Raw genomic sequence first — 21,113 nt, forward strand, 5'->3', positions numbered from 1 at the left:
TACGCCACGATCCGCCCTAGGCGGCGGCCCGTATCCGGCTTGAACCTGCCCGGTCTAGCAGCGCTTGGTAAACGTCCTGATAACGACGAACATTGCGCGCCCAGTCGTGATGGGCGGCGACGTGCGCCCGGCCCGCGCCGCGCATGACGGGCCATTCGGCGGCGGCATCGAGCAGGTCGGCCAGCGCCGCGGCGGCCCGCGCGGGATCGTCGGCGGGAAACAGCTTGCCGGTCAGCCCGTCGATGATCAGTTCGCGGTGGCCGCCCACGTCCGAGGCGGCGACGAGGGTGCCCTGCGCCATAGCCTCGAGCGGCTTGAGCGGGGTGACGAGATCGGTCAGCCGGCTGCGCTTGCGCGGATAGGCCATCACGTCGCACAGCGAATAGTACCGCTCGACCTCGTGATGTGGCACGCGGCCGGCGAAGTGGATCGCGAACGAGACGTCGCTCGCGGCAGCCTGCGCCCGTAGCGCGCCTTCCATCGGTCCGCCGCCGACCAGCAGCAGCCGCGCGCCGGGATGGCGACAGACCAAGTCGGGCATCGCCGCGATCAGGTCGTCGAGCCCTTCGTAATCGTAGAAGCTGCCGATGAAACCGATCACCGGTCCGGCCCCCAGATGCAGTGCGCGGGCGAGCGCCTCGTCGCGCGGGGGCGGCGCGCCGAACAGCGTGAGGTCGACCCCGTTGGGCATTATGCCGATCTTCCCAGCCGGCACCCCGCGCGCGACGAGATCGTCGCGCAGGCCGTGGCAGATGGTCATCACGGCGTCGGCCCCGGCGACCACCCGGTTTTCGAGCTCGCGGGTGAGCCGGTACTTGACCGATCCCTCGCGCCCCGTGCCGTTGCCCACTGCGGCATCTTCCCAGAAGGCGCGGATTTCGTAGACCAGCGGAATGCCCAATACCTTGGCCGCGCGCGCCGCGGCCATGCCGCACAGCGCGGGGGAATGGGCATGCAGGACATCGGGCAGCCATTCGCGGGCGAGCGCGACGGTCGCCTGGGCAAGGGCGGAAATCTCGCGCCATTCTCGCAGCGCGGCAGGGCCGGTCGCCAATCCCGGGGTGCGGTGGAAGGTGAGGCCGTCGATCTCCTCGACCGCCGGGCCCTGCTCGCTGTGCCGCTGGCCGGTGATCGCCCGGACCTGAAGGCCGGCATCCTGCTGGGCCCGCAGGATCGCCCGCGTACGGAAAGTGTAGCCGCTGTGCAGCGGCAGCGAGTGGTCGAGGACGTGGAGCACGCGGGTCATCGTGCAGTCGGTGTGCCACAGCAAGCTTAACGGCGCGTCAACCCGGCGGCGCTATCAGGCCGCATGTCGCGGCACCTGCGCCTTTCCGGGGATACGGCTTGATCGACATCGCCACCCTGCTGCTCACGCACGGCCTGATGGGCTTGGCGCTGTGGCGCCTGCTGTCGCGCGACGAGCTTGACGAGGAGGCCGGCCCCCCGGCCGCGCGCAAGCCCTGGCACCGCCCGGCCGATGCGACCGATGGGCCTCCCGAGGGACCGGTCGACGTGCCGGGTCAGGGCACGCGCTGATGCTCGACCTGTTTCTTCTCGGCTTCATCGGCCTTGTCCTCGTGCTCGGCCTCAAGCGTCCGTTCTTCTGGGTGCTGCTGTATATCTACATCGACATCGTCGCCCCGCAGAAGGTCGGCTGGGGGCTCGTCACATCGGTGCCGGTATCGCTGATCGCCTTCCTCGCGGCGTTTGGCGGGTGGATTGCGCTCGACCGGAAGGAGGGCAGCCGGTTTGCGTTCCGGCAGGTGCTCATCGGGGTGCTGCTGGTCTACTGCTACTGGACGACGATGCGGGCGGACTTCCCGGTGGAGGCGCTGGTCAAATGGGAGTGGGTCTGGAAATCGCTGTTGTTCGGCATGTTCCTGCCGCTCGCGCTGCGGACCAAGCTGCGGATCGAGGCGGCGGTGCTGGTGGTGGTGCTCTCGCTGGGGACGATCGTGATCAACGGCGGGATCAAGACGATCCTGGGCGGCGGCGGCTACGGCACCCTGGCGCTGCTCGCGCCGGGCGACAACGGGCTTTACGAAAGCTCGATCCTCTCGGCCTCGGCGATCAGCCTCATTCCGCTCTCCCTGTTTCTGGCGCGCCACGGGACGATCTTCCGGCCGGATTGGCGGGTTACCGTGTTCGCGGCGGGCGTGATCTTCGCCAGCCTGCTGATCCCCGTCGGCCTCGCCGCGCGCACCGGGCTGGTCTGCGCGGCCGTGGTGGGCCTGATGATCTGGCGGTCCTCGCGCCACAAGCTGCTGTTTGCCGGGCTAGCCGCGATCGGGCTGGTCGTTGCCGTCCCGTTCCTGCCCAAGAGCTACCTCGACCGCATGGGCACGATCGCCAACCACGAGGGCGATTCCTCCGCCTCCACCCGCGTGCAGGTGTGGCTCTGGACGCTGGACTACGTGAAGCAGAAGCCGCTCGGCGGCGGGTTCGATGCCTATCGCAGCAACAGTTTCACCTACTACACCCGCGCCGTCGAAGGCCCTCCGGGCAATCCGCAGGTCAAGTTCAAAAAGGTGACCGACAAGGCGCGCGCCTATCACAACTCCTATTTCGAGATGCTGGGCGAACAGGGCTGGCCGGGCCTGATCCTGTTCCTCTGGCTGCACCTGCTGGGACTGTGGCAGATGGAGCGGATCCGCTGGCGCTTCCGCCGCGAGCAGAAGGCCAATCGCGGTCAGGGCGGGGACTGGCGCTGGGGTCTGGCGACCTCGCTGCAGCAGGCGCACGTGTCGTACCTCGTGGGCTCGCTGTTCGTCGGCATCGCCTTCCAGCCCTATGCCTTCATCCTCGTCGGCCTGCAGATCGCGTTGTGGAGCTATATCCGGCGGACCGAATCGCCGCCGCAGCGCGCGCGGTTCACGCGGCCGCCCGAGGCGGGCGAGCCGGCGGTCAGCGTTTCCTGACCGCCCAGCGCTCGGAGCCCCAGCGGGCGACGAGCCGTTCCGCGGCCGCCTTCTCCGCGCCTTCCAGGGCGCGCCAAGCATGGCAGCGGCCGCGTGCGCGGAAGCAGGTTTCGCCGGTGTCGAGCCGTAGCGAGACCAAGCCCAGAGCCGCGTCGTCGAGGCCGATCGCGGTCGGCCGGTCGAGTTCGCCGATGTACATGAATGGGCGCGCGGCCGGCTGGCGCGGCGCACGGCCGGCGATCAGGTCGAGCAGCACGCCGCGATAGTCGCTGATCGCGAGCGGGGCGCGCAGCCCGCCGAGCGGGCGGTTGCTGGCCAGGAAGGTCGCGAACTGGGCGCGCTCGATCACGTGGCCATGGCCCAGGAAGCCGTCCTCGAACAGCGCTTCGCCATGGTCGCCGGTGACGAGCATGATCGTGTCGTCCCACACCCCCAGCCGCTCGAGCCGGGAGACGAGTTCGCCGAGCGCGGCGTCGGAATGGGCCACCGCGTTCCAGTAGGTCCGCTCCACCCGTTCACGGTTGGCCTGCGTTATGTCGCCGCGCGCGATCGGCGGATGGGCGAAACGCTGGCCCACGCCCGGATGGTCGTAGGGAAAGTGCGGCGACTGGAAGTTGACGTAGAGCATCGTCGGCTGGCGCCAGCCCTCGGGAGCGCCCAGGCGGCGGTCGAACTCGCGCAGCAGCTTGCCCTCGTCGACCAGCAGCGAGCCTTGGGCGGCGAAGCTGAAGGCGCGCTCGCTCTTGAGGGTTTCGGCATCGACGAAGACGTCGGCATTGCCCCGCATGGCAACGGTCTCGGAAATCCCGCCGAAATCCTCCGGCTGGCCGGAGAAGACGCCGACGCGGTAGCCGGCCGCCTTGAGTTCGCTGAACAGGCTGGGGTCGCCCGACCGGGGGACGAGTTGGCCCGAGAAGATCGATTTGAGCGATTCGGTGGTGAAGCCGACGTGGCTGTAGCTGGGGGCGATGCTTCCGCCCCGGCGGGCGATCGCCTGCAGGTTGGGGGCGACGGGCTTGCCGTCGATGACCTTGGTCAGCGCGTCTGCCCGGGTGCTCTCGAGGACGACGATCACCACGTGCGGGCGGCGGCCGAGATCGCCGGCGGCGGGGCGCGGGGCGGGGATCGGGACGAGTGCCAGGTCGCCGCCGTAGCCATCCTCGTCCACGCCGTTGCCAGGCACGTCCAGCGCCAGCGGGTGGCGCCGGGAATCGAGCGGATGTGGGTCACGGTGGAGGCCGACGAGGCCGTAGCCGTCGCGGTCGAAGTCGGTCCCCAGCGCGCCGAGATTCATCGCGGCGTTCCATGCCAAGGTGCGGTTGAGTCCGCGGGTCGCGTCCTCGCTGAGCGGCGGGATTGTCAGCAGCCCGGCGGCCATCGCGGTGCCCAGCGCAGCGAGGGTTCGCAATCCCGGCGGCCCGCCGAAAGGCGCGGCGGACCTGTCAATGAATCGCCTGATCAGCTTGCCCAGCACCCACCATGTCCCACCGACGGCGAGCAGCGCCAGAATTCCCAGCGCGATCTCGTTCTTGCCGAACAGCAGCGCGTCCGACAGGCTTCCGCCGCCGAGCCGCTGGATCAGCGCGAAGTCGACCGCATCGCTGAAATAGCTGTGGAGCTGGTACTGCGCGGTCAGCGCCAGCAGCGAAAGGCCGAGGTAGACGAAGAGGAAGTGCAGCATCGTCGCGGCATCGCGCCGCCTTCCGGTCAGGCGGTCGACCAGCCACCAGGCGAGCAGCGCGGCGAGGGCCTGGGCCACGCCATAGCCGGCGGCAAAGGCCAGGATTTCGCCGGGACGGTCGACCGCGCTCGACATGCCGAAGCCGCCGGTGAAGACGCCGTATTTGCGGTCCGCCACGGCAAGCTCGAGCGCGCCGAGCAGGACGACCGCCAGCGGGATTGCAGGCCACGGGCGCAGGACGCGCGCCAGCCAGCAGCCGACCGTGTGATTCACCTTCGCCATCGCGCCGCCCTAGCATCGCCGTGGTTAATCAATCGGTGATCATGCGCCGCGCGCGCCGCGGGATATCGCGGGGGGCGGATTGTGGTATTCCGGGCGCTGCAAGGCGAGGAGACAGGGCGGATGGGCATCGTGGAAATCCTGGGCGTGGCGGCCAGCGTCAGCCTGCTGTCGGGCTGGCGGTTGTACCTGGCCGTGCTGGCCACCGGCATCGCCATGCGCAGCGGCGTGGTCCCGCTGCCCGAACACCTGGAAAGCCTGCAGGTCCTGGCCAATCCGTGGGTCATGGGCACCGCCGCGCTGGCGGCGCTGGCGGAATTCTTCGCCGACAAGGTGATGTGGCTCGATTCGATCTGGGATGCGGTGCACACCTTCATCCGCCCGGTCGGCGGCGCGATGCTGGCGCTGGCGCTGGTCGATCCGGGCGACCCGGCGACCCAGGCCATCGCCTTCCTGCTCGGCGGCGGGGGCGCGTTGCTGGCGCACGGCGGCAAAGCAGGCGCGCGCGCCGTGGTCAACACCAGTCCCGAACCGGTGAGCAACGTCGTGGTCTCGACCGCGGAGGACGTGGCGAGCGCCGGGTTGCTGTATCTCGCCTTCGCCAACCCGCTGGTCGCGGGCGGCATCGCCGTCGCGGTGCTGGCGCTCACGGTTTGGCTCCTAATCAAGGCGCGCAATGTCATCCGGCGGCTGTTCGGCGGGGCGCACGAGAGCGATCCAGCGTCAGATCGCTCTTAACCTCATCGGTTATCTTTTAGCTTTCCTACAGGCAATTCGGGTTACTATTAGACCGGACCTTCCGATTCGCAGCGAGGTCCGTGAATGTCCGATCCCACACCCATCGAAACGCCCGCAGGCTATGCTCCGGCCTATGCGGTCGGATATGCCGATCCGGCTGGCAACTATGCCGCCGTCACCGCCGCGCAGCCCCTGCCGGTCACGCTCGACGCGGTCGTCGCTTCCCCGCCGCCGCTGACGGGCGAGGCGACCGGCAGCATGATCGCCGGCCCCTTTGCCGCCGTTGCCGGCCGCGTGGTCAGCGTGACGCTCGATGGCTCGTGGCAGGGCACCGCCACCCTGCTGCGCTCGACCGACGGGGGCGCGACCCGGCAGGCGCTGCGCATCGCCGGCCAGCCCTGGGGGCAGTACGCCGTGCCCGGCACCGAGCAGGCCTGGCTCGAGACCGAGGACGGCGCCGCCTTCTACCTCGCCGTCGAGCTCACCTCCGGCACGCTCGCCTATCGGGTGTCGCAGTGAACGCGCTCGACGTCACCGCGCGCGGGCTGGCGGTTCGTGCGGCCACCCGGGCCAGCGTCCCGGCGCTCGACCGGGCGCGCACCATGGCGCTCGACCCCTCGGGCCTGGATGCCGCCATTCTCACCGCCGATCGCGGCATCTACGTCGAAAGCGATAGTCCGCCCGAAGCGATCGAGGCGGAATTCGGCTTCGCCTTCACCGACGCGGCCGGACGGCACTGGACGAAGCCGCCCGAACGCGTCTGCCAGGCCAGCGAGTACGGCATCACCGCCCACCACGAGTTCGGCGAATGGGGCGAACTGGTCGGTGACCCGGCGGACCAGGCGCCGCGCTTCCAGGCAGTGGTCGACCGCATCGCCGCCAACGGCGGCGGCACGTTGCGCTTCGACGGCCTGAAGGGCGCGGTGGTGCTGGGCGCATCGATTCGCATCCCGATCGGAGTCGGGCTGGACGGCGGCTCGGCGGTCTACGGCTACCAACCGGTCGGGCCGACGCGGACCCTGCGGTTCATGACCCATCCGCAAGGCCGCTATCACGACGGCACCGGCGCCCGGCGCACGATGGCTGCCGAAGGCAACTGCCGCCAGGGCGTGCTGTTCTGGTGCAACGTCGATCCCGCTGCGCCGTCCGACTGGGTCGTCCCCTATCCCGGCATCGGCTCGAGCACGTTCGAGAACCTGAGCCTCGACGGGAGCAGCACAAACGGCATCCGCGGGTTCCGCTTCGCCGGATCCTATCGCTTCCGCGAGATTCGCTGCGACGGCGTGTCGACGCTGATCGAGAAGGCCCCCTTGTACTGCGACAACGTCAGCATCACGCGCATCTATGCCGAGGTGCGGGCCAGCGGGACCGACTATCTGATCGACCTGCCGGGCCTGGGCGACGGGTTGGTGATCGACACCGTCTCGTCCGGCTATACCTGGTCGGGAACGGCCACCGGCCCCACCCGCGGGGTCCGCCTGGGCGCCTGCAACGGGGGCCGCGTCAGCAACCTGATCAACGGCTTCCACCATTTCGGCGGCGGCTGCGCGGTGCGCATCGAGACGCCCCACATCGAGATCGGGCAGATCGAGATCGACGGCGCCGACGTGACGCTGACCGGGGGGTATCTGGAGAACGGCAAGGACGCCCCGGTCCCGATCGTGCTGAAGAACACGGCCAGCATCAACAACAACTCCTGCCGCGTGACGGTGGAGGACACGCTGTTCGTCCACTTCGTCAACGGCTGCCCGGCCGCGCCCGAGGGATGGGCCGCCGTCCCGCAGCTCGACATCGACGTGCAGAGCAACCGCGTGCAGCTGGCGATGAACGGCGGCAACCGCCGGATGGTGACGATCATGGGCGGGATCGACCGCAAGCTCCACCATGCCCCTCTGGTCGGTGACAGCACCGGCGAAGGGGTGTTCCCCGCCTGGCGCACGTTCGGCGCCATGCTGGCGACCCAGCCCACGACGATCACTCGCAAGACCGTAACCGTGACCGGAGCAATGCCCAACCGCATCGGTGCATGGTACGGCCTGGCGGCCATGCCCCTGTCCGATGTCCCCGGCGCGCCGCCGATGACCTATCGCGGGGCGACCGGGACCAACCGCTACATGGCCCGCCCATTGTACGACGAGGAGCGCCGGCTCGGGCGCAACGCGGTGAGCGAGCAGACGGTCACCTTGCCGGTGACCGCCGGGCAGGGACCGCTGCCAGGGTTCTGGATCGACAACATCAGCGTGCCGACGCGCGGGGCGGTGATGTGGGAGGTACTGCGCGACACGGGCAACACCGGGCAGTTCGACCGGCGGGCGCTGGTGCCTGGGATCGACCTGGACGTGATGATCGACGACGGCAACGCGATCAACAGCTTCGCCTGGCACGCGTACGGTCCGGGTCCGGCCCCGGAGCTGAACAACAGCGGGCACACGGGGCGCTTCGCCTATCACGACGGGGTGCTGACGATCATCGACAGCCTTGCCGCGAGCTATCCCACCGTCGGCACCTGGATGGCCGGTGACACGATCCGCTGGCCGACCACCGCGCCCGATGGCAACAACATGAAGACGGTCTCCGCCACCTGCCGCCTGGGCGGCGCACCGGGGGTGTTCGACGTCCAGCTCGTCTCCACCGTCAGCCCGTCGACCTGACGGGTCAGCGGTTGGCGGCGATCCAGTCCTCGACCACCGGGGCGATCCGGGTGCGCCACTTGCTGCCGTTGAAGATGCCGTAGTGCCCCACGTCGGGGGCGAGGAGGTACTTCTTCCTCGCCTCCGGCAAGTGCTCGGCCAGGGTGAGCGCGGCCCTGGTCTGGCCGATGCCCGAGATGTCGTCGTTCTCGCCCTCGATCGCCAGCAGGGCGGTGTCGCGGATGGCGCCCGGGTCGATCGGCTTGCCGCGATGGACGAACTTGCCGCGCGGCAGCGAATGGTTCTGGAACACCTCCTCGATCGTCTCGAGATAGAATTCGGCGGTCATGTCGCAGACCGAAAGATATTCGTCGTAGAACCGCTTGGTCGCGCCGGCGCTTTCGGTGTCGCCCAGCGTCAGGTGTTTGAACATCTCGTAGTGGCTCATCATGTGGCTCTGGATGTTCATCGACAGGAAGCCGGCGAGCTGCAGGAATCCGGGATAGACCTTGCGCCCCGCGCCGGGGTAGCCGACCGGGACCGTGGCGATGACGTTGGCCCTGAACCACGATAGCGGGCGGTCCATCGCCACGTCGTTGACGCTGGTCGGGCTGGCCCGCGTATCGACCGGGCCGCCCATCATCGTCAGGCTTTTGGGCCGGCAGGGATCGCCGTCGGCGCCCATGATCGCCGTGGCAGCGAAAGCCGGGACCGAAGGCTGGCACACGGCCAGCATGTGCGTCCCCTCGCCGATAAAGCGCAGGAACTCGATCAGGTAGTCGATGTAGTCGTCCAGATCGAAAGAGCCTGCCGAGAGCGGGACCATCTTGGCGTCGGCCCAGTCGGTGACCCACACCTCGTGGCGTTCCACCATGCGCCTGACCGTGCCGCGCAGAAGGGTGGCGTAGTGCCCGCTCATCGGGGCGACGATCAGCAACCGGGGCGCATCCTTGGGCAGGCCGGCGCGGCGGAACATCCGCAGGCTGCCGAACGGCTTTTCGAAAGCGACCTTTTCCTCGACCTTGCGGGTCTTGCCGTCGATCTCGACCGCATCGATGCCGAACTCCGGCTTGCCGCGATCCTCGTAGACGTGGGCGAACACCTCGAGCGCGCTGGCCATCGCCGGGCCCATCCCGAAGTAGCCCATCGGCAGCGCGGGGTTGCTGAGCATGCGCGCACCGATGGCGGCAAGGTTGCTGGCGCCGGCCATCAGCGCGCGCTGGAATTCATAGGCTTGATAAAGCAAGTAGGCTGTCCCCGTTGGGTTGGCGGTGTTCCGCCCGACGATCCAGAGCGCACCGTGCCGTGAAACCGGCGATGTTGCAATGCGGCAAACGCCTTTTGGTGCCCGCGCCTCACCAATGCCCTTCAATCGGCCGCGCGCTTGCGCTAGGCGCCGCGGCCATGGCCCGCCGCCCGCAGAAGCCCGACGTCGAACCCGCCCGGTCGCTCGGGCCGCTGCGGATGATTTGGCGCGCCGCGGCGCAATACCCCCGCATGGTCGTGCTGGCGCTGATCGCACTGGGCGTGACCGCCGCCGCCACGCTGGCGATCCCGGCCTACTTCAAGGTGATCATCGACCGAGGCTTCGCGCGGGGCGGCGACGTAGCACAGATCGCCCATGCATTCGAACTGATGCTGATGATCGTGCTGGTGCTGGCAGTCGGCACCGGCCTGCGGTTCTATTTCGTCTCGCTGCTGGGCGAACGCGTGGTGGCCGACATCCGCCTGGCCGTGCAGCGCAACCTGCTGCGCCAGTCGCCCGCCTTCTTCGAGGAGAACTCGCCGAGCGAGATCTCCAGCCGTATGACGGCCGACACCGCGCAGATCGAGGTGGTCGTGGGCACGACGGTGTCGGTTGCCCTCAGGAACGCCATCCTGGTGATCGGCGGGGTCGCCTATCTGCTGGTCCTTGCCCCCAAGCTGACCGCGGCGCTGGTGGCCGTGGTTGTGGTGGTCATCCCCCTGATCGCGCTGTTCGGCCGGCGCATTCGCGGCGTCTCGCGCGAAAGCCAGGACCGGGTGGCCGACATCGGCTCGATGACCTCCGAAGTGCTCGGCGCGATGAAGATCGTCCAGGGCTTCAACCAGGAGACGCGCGAGCAGGGCCGCTTCGCCGACATCGTCGAGCGCACGTTCGACACCGCCCGGCGGCGCATCACGCTGCGCGCGATAATGACGGTGGTGATCATCGCCTTCGTCTTCGGCTCTATCACGCTGCTGATGTGGCGCGGTGCGGTGCAGGTGGCCGAAGGGCAGATCACCGGCGGCACGATCGCTGCCTTCGTGCTGACCGGGGCTTTCGTCGCCGGCGCGTTCGGCGCGTTGACCGAGGTTTACGGCGACCTGCTGCGCGGGGCAGGCGCGGCAAGCCGGCTGAACGAACTGCTGCAGGTCCGCCCCGAGATCGCCCCGCCCGCCCGGCCGACCGCGCTGCCCGAGCCGCCGCGCGGGAGCCTGGCGTTCGACCATGTCACTTTCCGCTATCCCACCCGCCCCGAAGTCGCCGCGCTGGCCGACTTCACCCTGACGGTGGAGCCGGGCGAGACCGTCGCCATCGTCGGCCCCTCGGGCGCGGGGAAGTCGACCATCTTCCAGCTGGCCGAGCGGTTCTACGATCCGCAGCTCGGCACGATCCGGCTCGACGGTGTGCCGCTGACCGGTGCCGACCCGGCCGACGTGCGCCGCCGCATGGCCCTGGTGCCGCAGGACGGCACGCTGTTTGCCGCCAGCGCGCGCGACAACTTGCGCTACGGCGAATGGGATGCGAGCGAGGAGGCGATCTGGCAGGCGGCCGAAGCAGCCAACGCGGCCGATTTCCTGCGCGCGCTGCCGCAGGGTCTCGACACCTTCCTGGGTGAAGGCGGCGCGCGCCTCTCGGGCGGCCAGCGCCAGCGGCTCGCTATCGCCCGCGCGCTGCTGCGCGATGCGCCCATCCTGCTGCTCGACGAGGCGACCAGCGCGCTCGACGCCGAGAGCGAGCGGCTCGTCCAGCAGGCGCTGGAGCGGCTGATGGCGGAGCGCACCACGCTGGTCATCGCCCACCGCCTCGCCACCGTCCGCGCCGCCGACCGGATCGTGGTGATGGACGAGGGGCGTATCGTCGAGCAGGGCAGCCATGCGGTGCTGCAGGCTGCGGGTGGCCTCTATGCGCGCCTCGCCGCGCTCCAGTTCACCGACGGCGAGATCGCCTGAGCCGGTCTCAGGTCCGGTTCATCGACCAAGCCGCAAAACGAACCGACGAATGGCGCCGCAGCGCGCCCGCCCTGCGCTATGGGGCATGGAACACTATCCAAGGGGTCCGATCCGCACATGATCCGCACAATCCTCGCCGCCGGCGCAGCCGCCATCGCGCTTGCCCATCCCCTCGTCTCGGGGCCTGCCTTTGCCCAGGAGCAGCGCGAGCTGCCCGAGATCACCACCGGCACCTGGGGCGTCGACCTGACCCAGCTCGACCCGTCGGTCGATCCGGGCGACGACTTCTTCGACTACGTCAACGGCAAGTTCCTGCGCGACAATCCCATCCCGCCGGCCTTCACCTCGATGGGCGTGACCGCGATCATGCGCGACGACACGCGTGCCAACGTGCGCAAGCTGGTGGACAAGCTGATCGCCGACAATCCCGCGCCCGGTACCAACGAGCGCCGCGTGGTCGATGCCTACCAGGCCTACATGGACGTGGCGGCGATCGACGCCGCCGGCATGGCCCCGGCGCAGCCCTATCTCAAACGCATCGCCGACGCGCCCGATCTGGCCGCGCTGATGGCGCTTTCGGCCGAGCCGGGCTTCCCCGCGCTCATCGCGCCGGGGGTCACGATCGATCCGAAGAACCCGATGCAGTACGCTGCCTCGATCGGTTTCAACGGAATGGGGCTGCCCGGGCGTGAGTACTATCTCGAGCCGACCGAGAAGAACCGTGCGATCCAGCAGGCCTACCGCGACTATCTCGGGTTCGTGCTCGGCAAGGCCGGTTACCAGGATCCCAAGGCCGCGGCCGAGGCGGTCTACGCCTTCGAGCACAAGGTCGCCGAACTCGAATGGGCGCCCCAGGCGCTGCGCAACCGCGACCTGACCTATAACGTCCTGACCGCCGCCGAGCTCAAGGCGCTGGTTCCCGCGTTCCCGACCGATGCCGTGCTTGCGGCAGGCGGACTGCCCGGCCAGGCGACCTTCCTCGCCAACCAGATGCCCCCCACGGCCGAGGAAATCGCCACTCTCAAGCTGACCCCGGAATATCTCGCGGGGATCGGCGGGGGCCTGCCGGCGATGATGAAGCTGCTCACCGAAACGCCGCTGCCGACCCTGAAGACCTATCTCGCCGCGCACTTCATCGACGGCGCTGCGGCGATCATGCCGAGCGACATCGACAATGCCCGCTTCGCCATGTTCGACAAGATGCTGAACGGGCGCCAGGAACAGCAGCCGCGCTGGAAGCGCGCGATAGGATATGTCGAGGGTTCCATCGGCGAATTGCTCGGCCAGAGCTACGTGCAGACCTATTTCCCGCCCGAGAACAAGGCGGCGATGATCGACCTGATCGAGAATCTGCGCAAGGCGATGGCGCTGAACATCGCCGACAGCGATTGGATGACCGAGGCGACCAAGACAGAGGCCCAGGCCAAGCTGGCCGCGTTCGATCCGCGGATCGGTTACCCCGATACCTTCAAGACCTATGACGGTCTGGAGATCCGCGCCGGCCAGCCGCTCGCCAATGCGATGCAGGCGGCCAAGTGGTACCGGGCCGACAGCGTGTCGCGGATCGGCAAGCCGGTCGACCGGAAGGAATGGCCCTACGTCCCGCAGACGGTCAACGCGTCGTACAGCCCGAGCATGAATTCGATCACGTTCCCGGCCGGGTACCTGCAGCCGCCGAACTTCAACATCTCGGCCGATCCGGCCGTGAACTACGGCGCGATCGGGGCCACGATCGGGCATGAGATGGGCCACGGGTTCGACGACCAGGGCTCGAAATACGACGGTACCGGCGCCCTGCGCAACTGGTGGACCGACGTGGACCGCGAGGCATTCGAGAGCCGCGCGGGCGATCTGATCAAGCAGTATGACGCCTATTGCCCGCTCGATGACGGCAAGTTCTGCGTCAACGGCCGCCTCACCCTGGGCGAGAACATCGGCGATCTCGCCGGCGTGGAGATGGCCTATCGCGCCTACAAGCTCTCGCTGGACGGCAAGGAAGCCCCGGTGATCGACGGGCTGACCGGCGACCAGCGGTTCTTCCTCAGCTACGCGGTGGCGCACCGGGGCGTGTGGCGCGACGAGCTTTTGCGGCAGATCATCCTGACCGATCCGCACTCGCCCGATCGCTATCGCGTCAACGGCATCGTGCGCAACGTGGATGCCTGGTACAAGGCGTTCAACGTCACGCCCGACGATGAGCTGTATCTCCCGCCCGAGAAACGCGTTCACATCTGGTAGTCGCGCAGCAAGGAAATCGGACGAGCGGGGTAGCGGGCCGTTGACTTGCGGCCCCGTCTCGTCTTGAGCGCCCGCCAATGGGACTGACCCTCACCGCAATCCTGCTCGGCATCGTCGAGGGCCTGACCGAGTTCATTCCGGTTTCCTCCACCGGGCACCTGATCCTCGCCACCGAGCTGTTCGGCTGGGATGCCGAGGAATGGGCGATGTTCAACGTCGTCATCCAGCTCGGCGCGATCCTGGCGGTGGTGTACCAATACTGGGGCACCTTCTGGGGCGCGGCGCGGGGCGTGCTGAAGCTGGAGCCCCAAGGCCTGCGCTTCGCGCGCAACGTGTTGCTCGGCTTCCTGCCTTCGGCGATCATCGGACTGATCCTGAAGGACCATATCTACGACATGCTGGCCAACCCGATGATCGTGGCCTGGGCCCTGCTGATCGGCGGCATCGCGATCCTGGGCATCGAGCGCGTCGTTCGCCCGGGCGAGGATGTCGCCGTGGCCGATCTGCCGCTGCGCCAGGTGCTCGGCGTCGGGCTCGCGCAGTGCCTGGCGATGATCCCGGGGGTCAGCCGCAGCGGGGCCACGATCATGGGCGCGCTCGGTATGGGAGTGGGCCGCAAGACGGCGGCCGAATTTTCTTTCTTCCTGGCGGTGCCGACCATGATGGGCGCCACGACGCTCGAACTGATCGACAAGGGCGAGCGGCTGACGGCCGGCGAACTGACCGTCGGCTGGAGCGAGATCGCGGTCGGTTTCGTGGTCTCGTTCGTCGTCGCGCTGGCGGTCATCCGCCTGTTCGTCGCCTATGTCAGCCGGCACGGCTTCGCCCCGTTCGCCTGGTACCGCATCGTGATCGGCGCCGCCGCCATAGCCTGGCTATCGCTACGCTAGAGAGCGCCGGAATACCCCGTATCCCCGGAACCGCAGCCCTCGGGCTTGGTTGAGTCGGCCTGAGATACAGGCAAATAATCATGGGTTTGTTGTTCATCATCGTCGCGGGCGCCGTCGCCGGCTGGGTCGCAAGCGTGATCTGGCGCGTGGAATCCTCGCGTGGGGTCTTCATCGAACTGCTCGCCGGGGTGCTGGGCGCCGGGCTGGGAGCCTTCATAATTTCGCCACTTTTCGACGAACCGAGCCTGGTGGCCGGAACCTATACCGTGTCTGCCGTGTTGTTGACGCTGGTGGGAGCAGCTTTCGTGGTTGCCTCGCTTAACTTGTTGCGCCCCGCCTACTTGCGCTAAGGGTGCGGCGACCGGGAGGAATCACGGTTCAACACGGGCCCGAAGCAACCAGCTCAAGGCCCGCACATGAAGGGGAATTTCAGTTATGAAGAAGATCATTGCGATCGCATCGGCCGCTGTGCTGGGTCTTGGTGTCGTTGCTTGCGACGGCCCGCAGGAAAATGCCGCTGAAGATGCCGGTGAGCAGGCTGCCGAAGTCGTCAACGAGCAGGCTGAGGCGATGGAAGACGCCGGCCAGATCACCGACGCGCAGGAAGACGCGATGACCGATCAGGCCGAAGACGCTGCCGACGCCGCCGAAGAGACCGGCGAAGCTGCCGACCAGGCCGCTGGCACCACCACCGATCCGACGTAGTCTTCGGATCACAGATGCAAAGAAGCGGCTCCGGGGAAACCCGGGGCCGTTTTTTGTTCAGGCGGGGTCGGCGTTCGAGCCGCGGCCGCCGCGCAGGAAATATTCCTGGGTGCCGCGATTGAGCACGTTGTCGACGTCGATCACGGCCGAATTGGCGTAGGTGAAGCCTGCGCCAAGATTGCGATAGAGCCGGTCGAAATCGCGCTCCACCGTCTGGCGAAAGAGATCCTCGAAGCTCTCGATCACGAAATAGGTCGGCTGAAGGTCGTCAATTACATAGTCGGTGCGCATGACCCGGTCGACGTTGAGCATGATCCGGTTGGGCGACTTCGCATCGAGCGCGAACACGGCCTCGCGCGGGCCGGACAGGATGCCGGCGCCGTAGATCCGCAGGTCGTCACCCTCCAGCATCAGGCCGAATTCGACCGTATACCAGTAGAGCGCGCCCAACGCCTTGAGCCGGTTGTGGCGCATCGCCTTCCAGCCGGCCTTGCCGTATTCCTGCATGTAGTCGGCGAACACCGGGTCGGTCAGCAAGGGGACATGGCCGAACACGTCGTGAAACACGTCCGGCTCCTGGATGTAGTCGAACGTCTCGCGCGTGCGGATGAAGTTGCCCGCCGGGAAGCGGCGGTTGGCCAGGTGCCAGAAAAAGACGTGGTCGGGGATCAGCATCGGCACGGGCACGACGCTCCACCCGGTCAGCCGGCCGAGCTCTTCGGACAGGTCTCGAAAGTCGGGCACGCCGCCGCGGTTGAGATGCAGTTTCTGCAGCCCGGCCATGAAGGCGCTGCAGGCGCGGCCGGGCAGGATATCCATCTGGCGGGCGAACAGCTCGTTCCAGATCGCGTCATCCTCGGACGAGTACTGCCGCTGATGCGGCTCCAGCCAGTCCTCGCCGATATGCTCCGGGCGCCTGAGCGGCGCGGTGAAGACCTCGTGCGGGACCGAGGGGATCGCGGAAAAGTCGCCGTCGGGGTCGATAACGCTGGCCATAGTTTCAGCTGAAACGTCTAGCACGCGGCCGGTTTCCCGGCAATTCGTCAGTCGGCCGTATCGGATTGCGCGGCAGCTTCGGGTGCGGACTCACCGCTCGCCTCGGCGGCGGGTTTCGGCTGGCGCCGCTCCTCGAGCATCGCTGCCGCTTCGTCCAGCGCGCGGGCTTCGCCCACGGTCACTCCGCCCGGCCCGGGATCAGTGTCGTTCTGGCCGCAGCCAGCCAGCCCGGCGGCAAGGGCAAGCGCGGCGGCAAGCGGGCGGAGCGCGAACGCCCCGCCCTTCGGGTCCGGATTGGCTCCGGCCCGGCTCACATGCCTTCTTCGGCAGCCGTCGTGGCGGCTTCCGCCGCGGCGGCGGCATCGGCGGCCGCAGCTTCGGCCGCATCGCCGGCGGCGGCGGTCGGGTCGGCAGGATCGGCCGAGGCGTCGACGGCGGCATCGGCTTCGGCGGTCTCGGCGACCGGGTCGGCGGCGCCGGCCATGGCTTCGTCGGCCGGCATTTCGACGGTGTCGGCCATCGCGTCTTCCGAGGCGTCGTCGGCGCTGCCGCAGGCGGCGAGCGCGAACGCAAAGGCCGAGGCGGCGGTAAGGGCGAGCTTCTTCATGAATCAATTCCTCTGGTCATCGGGGAGCGCGCGGGCGGTGCCCGCGGCCCGCCCTGCCTAGCCCAGCGCGCAGCGCGGGAAAACGGCAAAATTGTGGCCTCCCCAGTTTTTGCCTTGGGCCGGTTTCGCCCCGGGCGCCGTTCTGCCACAGGGCTGCGATGGCCGACGAGGACGCCCCGATCGAGCAGGCCCGCCAGGCGCTGCGCCGCCTGTTCGGTTTCGACGACTTCCGCGGCGTCCAGGCGCAGGTGGTCGAACGTGTGCTGGCCGGGCGCTCGACGCTGGCCGTCATGCCCACCGGCGCGGGCAAGTCGCTGACCTATCAGCTTCCGGCAACGATGTTGCGGGGGAGCTGCGTCGTGGTCTCGCCGCTGATCGCGCTGATGCACGACCAGCTGCGCTCTGCCCGCGCCAACGGCATCCGTGCCGCCACGCTGACCAGTGCCGACGCCGACTGGCGCGAAACGCAGGACGCCTACCGCGCTGGTGAACTCGACCTGCTCTACGTTGCGCCCGAACGCGCCAGCCAGCCAGCCTTCCGCGAGTTCCTGGCGAGCGCGCCGATCTGCCTGTTCGCGATCGACGAGGCGCACTGCGTCAGCGAATGGGGCCACGACTTCCGCCCCGACTATCGCCTGCTGCGCCCGCTGCTCGACAGCTACCCCGGCGTTCCACGCCTGGCGCTGACCGCCACCGCCGATCATCGCACACGGGCCGACATCCTCGACCAGCTCGGCATCGGCGAGGAAGGGCTGATCGTCGCCGGGTTCGACCGGCCGAACATCCGCTATGCCATCGCGCATCGCGGCAGCCTGACCGCGCAACTTGCCGGCCTGATGCGAGCCGAGCCCGGGCCCGGCATCGTCTACGCGCCCACCCGCGCCAAGGTGGAGACACTGGCGCAGCAGCTTGCCGCCGCGACGGGGCGGCCGGTGCTGCCCTATCACGCCGGGCTCGATCCGCGCGTGAGGGCCCACAACCAGTCCGCCTTCGTCGCATCGGAGGACATGGTGATCGTCGCCACGATCGCCTTCGGCATGGGGATCGACAAGCCCGACGTGCGCTTCGTCGCCCATGCCGGCATCCCCAAGTCGATCGAGGCCTATTACCAGGAAACCGGCCGGGCCGGGCGCGACGGGGACCCGGCGCAGGCGCTGATGTTCTGGGCAGCGGGCGATTTCGCGCAGGCACGCCAGCGGCTTGGCGAGGTGGACGAAGCGCGCCGCCAGGGCGAAGCGGCGCGGCTCGATGCGCTGGCCGCGCTGATCGAGACCGCCGGCTGCCGCCGCGCCGTGCTGCTGCGCCATTTCGGAGAGGACCCGCCCGAGCGGTGCGGCAACTGCGACAACTGCCTCGAGGCGCCTGCCGTGTTCGATGCGACCGAGCTGGCGCGCAAGCTGCTCAGCGCCGTCTACCGCACCGGGCAGAGCTTCGGCTTCGGGCACCTGCAGAAGGTCCTGACCGGCGCGACCGACGAACGGATCGCGCAGCGCGGGCACGACCGCCTGAGCGTGTTCGGCATCATAGAAGGCGAAGACGAGGCGCGAATGCTTCAGCCAGTCGCACGGGCCTTGCAGGCGCGCGGCAGCCTCGTCGCCACCGAGCACGGCGGGTTGCGGCTGGCGGGCGATGCCAAGGCCATCCTCAAGGGCGAACGGGCAGTCGAGATCGTCCAGCCGCCCCGTAAGGAGACCCGCCGCGGGCGCGACCGTACGCCCAACCCGGTCGGCAATCCGCTGTTCGAAGCGCTGCGCGACCTGCGCCGCGATCTTGCAGCCGAGGCCCAGGTCCCGCCTTATGTCGTCTTCCACGATGCCGTGCTGCGCGAGATGGCCGCCGCCCGCCCTGCCACGCTGGCTGCCCTGGGCTCCATCTCCGGCGTCGGGGCGAAGAAGCTGGAAGCCTACGGCGAGACCTTCCTGAAAGTCATCCGTCGGGCCTGAAACGACCTTCGCCGAGACGGCTCCCGGTTTCGCTTGACCGTCCCTCGCAGTGATATAAATATGATATCACTATTCTTGAGGGAGATTCGTCATGTCGATCGAAAACAGGGCAATGACCAAGAGCCGCGAAGGCCCCGCGAGCACGTTCAACGGCTATGTGATGCTGGCGCTGCTGCTGCTGGCGATCGGCTGGACGGTGTGGTCGTTCCTCACCTTCGCCGGCCTCAACGAAGCAGGGGTCTTCGTCGGCGGCTGGCTGGCCAGCGCGATCCTGTCGTTCGTGCTCGCGCTGCTGGTCGTGACGGGTTTCTACATGATCCAGCCCAACCAGGCGGCGGTGATCACGCTGTTCGGCGAATACAAGGGAACCGACCGCAAACAGGGGCTGCGCTGGATCTGGCCGTGGATGATGCGCAAGAAGGTGTCGGTCCGGGCGCACAACATCCATTCGGAGCGGGTCAAGATCAACGACCTGCGAGGCAACCCGATCGAGGCGGCGTGCAACGTGGTCTGGCGCGTGGCGGATACGGCGCAGGCGGTGTTCGACGTCGACGACTACAAGGCGTTCGTGAACATCCAGATCGAGGCTGGCCTGCGCACCGTGGGCGCGCGCCATCCCTACGACGACATGAGCGAGGACGACCTGACGACGCTGCGCGGCAGTGCCGACGTGGTCAGCGCCGAACTGCAGGCCGAGCTCAACGAGCGGCTCCACGTGGCCGGGATCGAAGTGGACGAGGCGGGGCTGACCCACCTGGCCTACGCGCCCGAGATCGCCGGGGCCATGCTCCGCCGCCAGCAGGCCGAAGCGGTGATCGCCGCCCGCGCCAAGCTGGTCATCGGTGCGGTCTCGATGGTCGAGATGGCGCTCGCCAAGCTGAGCGAGGACAACATCGTCCACCTCGACGACGAGCGCAAGGCGGCGATGGTGAGCAACCTGATGGTCGTGCTGTGCGGCGAGCGCGACGTGAACCCGGTGGTCAACGCCGGCTCGCTCTACCAGTAGTCGCTTGCCGAACGCGTCCGCCAAGAAGGCCTTTGCCCTCCGCCTCGATCCCGCGCTTCACGCGGCGATCGAGCGGGTGGCGGCGCAGGACTTCCGCTCGGTCAATGCCGAGCTGGAAGTCCTGCTGCGCGAGGCACTGGCGCGGCGCGGGATCAAGGTGCCGGTCGGCGAGACCGCACGCCGGGGCCGACCGCCCAAGGACGGGCCGGGCGGCAAAGCTTAAGAAGTCGTTTACCAGTTTCCGCTAAGCCGGCGGCATGGAAAACCAGCTCCCGGCTCCGCTCCATCGCCCTTCGCTGCTGCTGCTCGGCGCGGTCGCGGCCCTCGCCGTCGCCGCCATTCCCTTCGGTGCGCTACTCGCGCAGGGGACGGCGCCGTTCACCGTGGTGGAAACGGGCAAGGGCTTCGGGCGCCTGCAGGAAGCCGTCGATTCGATCGGCGGCGGCAAGGGCACGATCGCCATCGCCCCGGGCCGTTACGCCCAGTGCGCGGTGCAGGACGCGGGCGAGATCGCCTTCCTGGCCGCCGAACCGGGCGCCGCAGTGTTCGACGGGGTCGCCTGCGAAGGCAAGGCGGCGCTGGTGCTGCGCGGGAGGTCGGCCGAAGTCGCCGGCCTGGTGTTCCAGAACATCAAGGTGCCGGACTACAACGGCGCGGGCATCCGTCTCGAAAACGGCCAGCTGACGGTGGCGCAGAGCTGGTTTCGCGACAGCCAGCAGGGCATCCTCACCTCGCACGACGCTGGCATCCGCCTGATCGTCGACCATTCGACCTTCTCGCGGCTCGGCAACTGCGAGGACGAATCGGGCTGCGCGCATTCGATCTACACCGGTTCGATCGGCCACTTGCGGGTGACCGCCAGCCGCTTCGAGGAAGGCGCCGGCGGGCACTATCTCAAGAGCCGCGCGGCGCGCGTCGACGTGGCCGGATCGAGCTTCGACGATGCCCGTGGGCATGCCACCAACTACATGATCGACCTGCCCGACGGCGCGATCGGCCAGATCAGCAACAACCTGTTCGTCCAGGGCAAGGACAAGGAGAATTACTCCGCGTTCATCGCCGTGGCCGCCGAAGGGGTCGAGCAGCCGAGCACGGGGCTGACGATCGTGGGCAACGATGCCCGGCTCGCGCCTGGCATCAGCCGCAACACGGCCTTCGTCGCCGACTGGTCGGGCGAGGAGCTGAGCCTGGGCGAAAACGCCCTCGGCCCCGGCCTGACAAGCTTCGTACGCCGCTGAGCGGAACCCGGCGCGCCCCTTGTCGGTTTATCCGGCAAGGAGAACTGCA

General features: G+C 68.4%; 20 protein-coding genes. 14 read left to right on the plus strand and 6 right to left on the minus strand.

Features of this window, described 5'->3' with window-relative positions:
- Positions 1-16: 16 nt before the first annotated feature.
- Complete coding sequence (locus tag ACWPMZ_RS12725) at positions 17-1,246, minus strand: TIGR04063 family PEP-CTERM/XrtA system glycosyltransferase (protein ID WP_455704434.1); 1,230 nt, start codon at positions 1,244-1,246, stop codon at positions 17-19.
- Between the two features lie 98 nt (positions 1,247-1,344).
- Between ACWPMZ_RS12725 and ACWPMZ_RS12730 the strand changes: the two genes are divergently transcribed.
- Positions 1,345-1,536: a hypothetical protein gene (locus ACWPMZ_RS12730; RefSeq protein WP_455704435.1), complete on the plus strand. Its 192-nt coding sequence runs from the start codon at positions 1,345-1,347 to the stop codon at positions 1,534-1,536.
- Positions 1,536-2,918: a putative O-glycosylation ligase, exosortase A system-associated gene (locus ACWPMZ_RS12735; RefSeq protein ID WP_455704436.1), complete on the plus strand. Its 1,383-nt coding sequence runs from the start codon at positions 1,536-1,538 to the stop codon at positions 2,916-2,918. Before ACWPMZ_RS12730 ends, ACWPMZ_RS12735 begins: the two co-directional genes overlap by 1 nt.
- Here ACWPMZ_RS12735 and ACWPMZ_RS12740 read toward each other — a convergent pair.
- Complete coding sequence (locus tag ACWPMZ_RS12740) at positions 2,905-4,881, minus strand: LTA synthase family protein (RefSeq protein ID WP_455704437.1); 1,977 nt, start codon at positions 4,879-4,881, stop codon at positions 2,905-2,907. The two genes, ACWPMZ_RS12735 and ACWPMZ_RS12740, sit on opposite strands and share 14 nt — an antisense overlap.
- Before the next feature lie 120 nt (positions 4,882-5,001).
- Between ACWPMZ_RS12740 and ACWPMZ_RS12745 the strand changes: the two genes are divergently transcribed.
- From ACWPMZ_RS12745 to ACWPMZ_RS12755, 3 genes are all read left to right on the plus strand, one after another.
- On the plus strand, positions 5,002-5,616 hold the full coding sequence (locus tag ACWPMZ_RS12745) for a DUF4126 domain-containing protein (protein ID WP_455705150.1): 615 nt from the start codon (positions 5,002-5,004) through the stop codon (positions 5,614-5,616).
- A gap of 84 nt (positions 5,617-5,700) precedes the next feature.
- Positions 5,701-6,135 carry a hypothetical protein gene (locus ACWPMZ_RS12750; protein WP_455704438.1) on the plus strand — a complete coding sequence of 145 codons (435 nt, stop codon included), beginning with the start codon at positions 5,701-5,703 and terminating at the stop codon, positions 6,133-6,135.
- A complete protein-coding gene (locus tag ACWPMZ_RS12755; protein ID WP_455704439.1) occupies positions 6,132-8,267 on the plus strand; it encodes a hypothetical protein in 2,136 nt (711 codons plus the stop codon). The genes ACWPMZ_RS12750 and ACWPMZ_RS12755 overlap by 4 nt, the downstream gene beginning before the upstream one ends.
- A 4-nt stretch (positions 8,268-8,271) precedes the next feature.
- Here ACWPMZ_RS12755 and ACWPMZ_RS12760 read toward each other — a convergent pair whose 3' ends face one another.
- Positions 8,272-9,492: a polyhydroxyalkanoate depolymerase gene (locus tag ACWPMZ_RS12760; protein WP_455704440.1), complete on the minus strand. Its 1,221-nt coding sequence runs from the start codon at positions 9,490-9,492 to the stop codon at positions 8,272-8,274.
- Between the two features lie 158 nt (positions 9,493-9,650).
- Here ACWPMZ_RS12760 and ACWPMZ_RS12765 point away from each other — a divergent pair, with 158 nt between their 5' ends.
- The 5 genes from ACWPMZ_RS12765 (at position 9,651) to ACWPMZ_RS12785 (ending at position 15,274) form a co-directional block, all read left to right on the plus strand.
- On the plus strand, positions 9,651-11,441 hold the full coding sequence (locus ACWPMZ_RS12765) for an ABC transporter transmembrane domain-containing protein (RefSeq protein ID WP_455704441.1): 1,791 nt from the start codon (positions 9,651-9,653) through the stop codon (positions 11,439-11,441).
- Positions 11,442-11,558: 117 nt separating this feature from the next.
- Positions 11,559-13,679: a M13 family metallopeptidase gene (locus ACWPMZ_RS12770; protein ID WP_455704442.1), complete on the plus strand. Its 2,121-nt coding sequence runs from the start codon at positions 11,559-11,561 to the stop codon at positions 13,677-13,679.
- Between the two features lie 77 nt (positions 13,680-13,756).
- Positions 13,757-14,569 carry an undecaprenyl-diphosphate phosphatase gene (locus ACWPMZ_RS12775; protein WP_455704443.1) on the plus strand — a complete coding sequence of 271 codons (813 nt, stop codon included), beginning with the start codon at positions 13,757-13,759 and terminating at the stop codon, positions 14,567-14,569.
- Positions 14,570-14,649: 80 nt separating this feature from the next.
- The gene (locus tag ACWPMZ_RS12780; RefSeq protein ID WP_455704444.1) at positions 14,650-14,919 is read left to right on the plus strand and encodes a GlsB/YeaQ/YmgE family stress response membrane protein; all 270 of its coding nucleotides are present in this window, start codon (positions 14,650-14,652) and stop codon (positions 14,917-14,919) included.
- Between the two features lie 85 nt (positions 14,920-15,004).
- Positions 15,005-15,274 (plus strand): hypothetical protein, encoded by a 270-nt coding sequence (locus ACWPMZ_RS12785; RefSeq protein WP_455704445.1) that lies wholly within the window; start codon positions 15,005-15,007, stop codon positions 15,272-15,274.
- A gap of 57 nt (positions 15,275-15,331) precedes the next feature.
- On the opposite strand, the gene phhA is transcribed toward ACWPMZ_RS12785, so the two are convergent.
- The 3 genes from phhA to ACWPMZ_RS12800 are packed head-to-tail and all read right to left on the minus strand — an operon-like array spanning position 15,332 to position 16,877.
- Complete coding sequence (phhA, locus tag ACWPMZ_RS12790; RefSeq protein WP_455704446.1) at positions 15,332-16,270, minus strand: phenylalanine 4-monooxygenase; 939 nt, start codon at positions 16,268-16,270, stop codon at positions 15,332-15,334.
- A gap of 47 nt (positions 16,271-16,317) precedes the next feature.
- Positions 16,318-16,584, minus strand: coding sequence for a hypothetical protein (locus ACWPMZ_RS12795; protein WP_455704447.1), 267 nt, complete (start codon positions 16,582-16,584; stop codon positions 16,318-16,320).
- Positions 16,581-16,877, minus strand: a complete 297-nt coding sequence (locus ACWPMZ_RS12800; RefSeq protein WP_455704448.1) for a hypothetical protein — start codon at positions 16,875-16,877, stop codon at positions 16,581-16,583. Before ACWPMZ_RS12800 ends, ACWPMZ_RS12795 begins: the two co-directional genes overlap by 4 nt.
- Positions 16,878-17,035: 158 nt before the next feature.
- Between ACWPMZ_RS12800 and recQ the strand changes: the two genes are divergently transcribed.
- The 4 genes from recQ (at position 17,036) to ACWPMZ_RS12820 (ending at position 21,064) form a co-directional block, all read left to right on the plus strand.
- Positions 17,036-18,820, plus strand: a complete 1,785-nt coding sequence (gene recQ / locus ACWPMZ_RS12805; RefSeq protein WP_455704449.1) for a DNA helicase RecQ — start codon at positions 17,036-17,038, stop codon at positions 18,818-18,820.
- Between the two features lie 91 nt (positions 18,821-18,911).
- On the plus strand, positions 18,912-19,826 hold the full coding sequence (locus ACWPMZ_RS12810) for an SPFH domain-containing protein (RefSeq protein ID WP_455704450.1): 915 nt from the start codon (positions 18,912-18,914) through the stop codon (positions 19,824-19,826).
- A 4-nt stretch (positions 19,827-19,830) separates the two neighbouring features.
- The gene (locus tag ACWPMZ_RS12815) at positions 19,831-20,049 is read left to right on the plus strand and encodes a toxin-antitoxin system HicB family antitoxin (protein ID WP_455704451.1); all 219 of its coding nucleotides are present in this window, start codon (positions 19,831-19,833) and stop codon (positions 20,047-20,049) included.
- Between the two features lie 34 nt (positions 20,050-20,083).
- Positions 20,084-21,064 carry a right-handed parallel beta-helix repeat-containing protein gene (locus tag ACWPMZ_RS12820; RefSeq protein ID WP_455704452.1) on the plus strand — a complete coding sequence of 327 codons (981 nt, stop codon included), beginning with the start codon at positions 20,084-20,086 and terminating at the stop codon, positions 21,062-21,064.
- Positions 21,065-21,113: the final 49 nt, after the last annotated feature.

The sequence above is a fragment of the Tsuneonella sp. HG222 genome, from assembly GCF_053819185.1.

Coding starts and splice junctions, on each gene's coding strand:
- ACWPMZ_RS12725 (WP_455704434.1), bottom strand. CDS start 1,246: ATGACCCGCGTGCTCCACGTCCTCGACCACTCGCTGCCGCTGCACAGC.
- ACWPMZ_RS12735 (WP_455704436.1), top strand. CDS start 1,536: ATGCTCGACCTGTTTCTTCTCGGCTTCATCGGCCTTGTCCTCGTGCTC.
- ACWPMZ_RS12740 (WP_455704437.1), bottom strand. CDS start 4,881: ATGGCGAAGGTGAATCACACGGTCGGCTGCTGGCTGGCGCGCGTCCTG.
- ACWPMZ_RS12745 (WP_455705150.1), top strand. CDS start 5,002: ATGGGCATCGTGGAAATCCTGGGCGTGGCGGCCAGCGTCAGCCTGCTG.
- ACWPMZ_RS12750 (WP_455704438.1), top strand. CDS start 5,701: ATGTCCGATCCCACACCCATCGAAACGCCCGCAGGCTATGCTCCGGCC.
- ACWPMZ_RS12765 (WP_455704441.1), top strand. CDS start 9,651: ATGGCCCGCCGCCCGCAGAAGCCCGACGTCGAACCCGCCCGGTCGCTC.
- ACWPMZ_RS12770 (WP_455704442.1), top strand. CDS start 11,559: ATGATCCGCACAATCCTCGCCGCCGGCGCAGCCGCCATCGCGCTTGCC.
- ACWPMZ_RS12775 (WP_455704443.1), top strand. CDS start 13,757: ATGGGACTGACCCTCACCGCAATCCTGCTCGGCATCGTCGAGGGCCTG.
- ACWPMZ_RS12780 (WP_455704444.1), top strand. CDS start 14,650: ATGGGTTTGTTGTTCATCATCGTCGCGGGCGCCGTCGCCGGCTGGGTC.
- ACWPMZ_RS12785 (WP_455704445.1), top strand. CDS start 15,005: ATGAAGAAGATCATTGCGATCGCATCGGCCGCTGTGCTGGGTCTTGGT.
- phhA (WP_455704446.1), bottom strand. CDS start 16,270: ATGGCCAGCGTTATCGACCCCGACGGCGACTTTTCCGCGATCCCCTCG.
- ACWPMZ_RS12800 (WP_455704448.1), bottom strand. CDS start 16,877: ATGAAGAAGCTCGCCCTTACCGCCGCCTCGGCCTTTGCGTTCGCGCTC.
- recQ (WP_455704449.1), top strand. CDS start 17,036: ATGGCCGACGAGGACGCCCCGATCGAGCAGGCCCGCCAGGCGCTGCGC.
- ACWPMZ_RS12810 (WP_455704450.1), top strand. CDS start 18,912: ATGTCGATCGAAAACAGGGCAATGACCAAGAGCCGCGAAGGCCCCGCG.
- ACWPMZ_RS12820 (WP_455704452.1), top strand. CDS start 20,084: ATGGAAAACCAGCTCCCGGCTCCGCTCCATCGCCCTTCGCTGCTGCTG.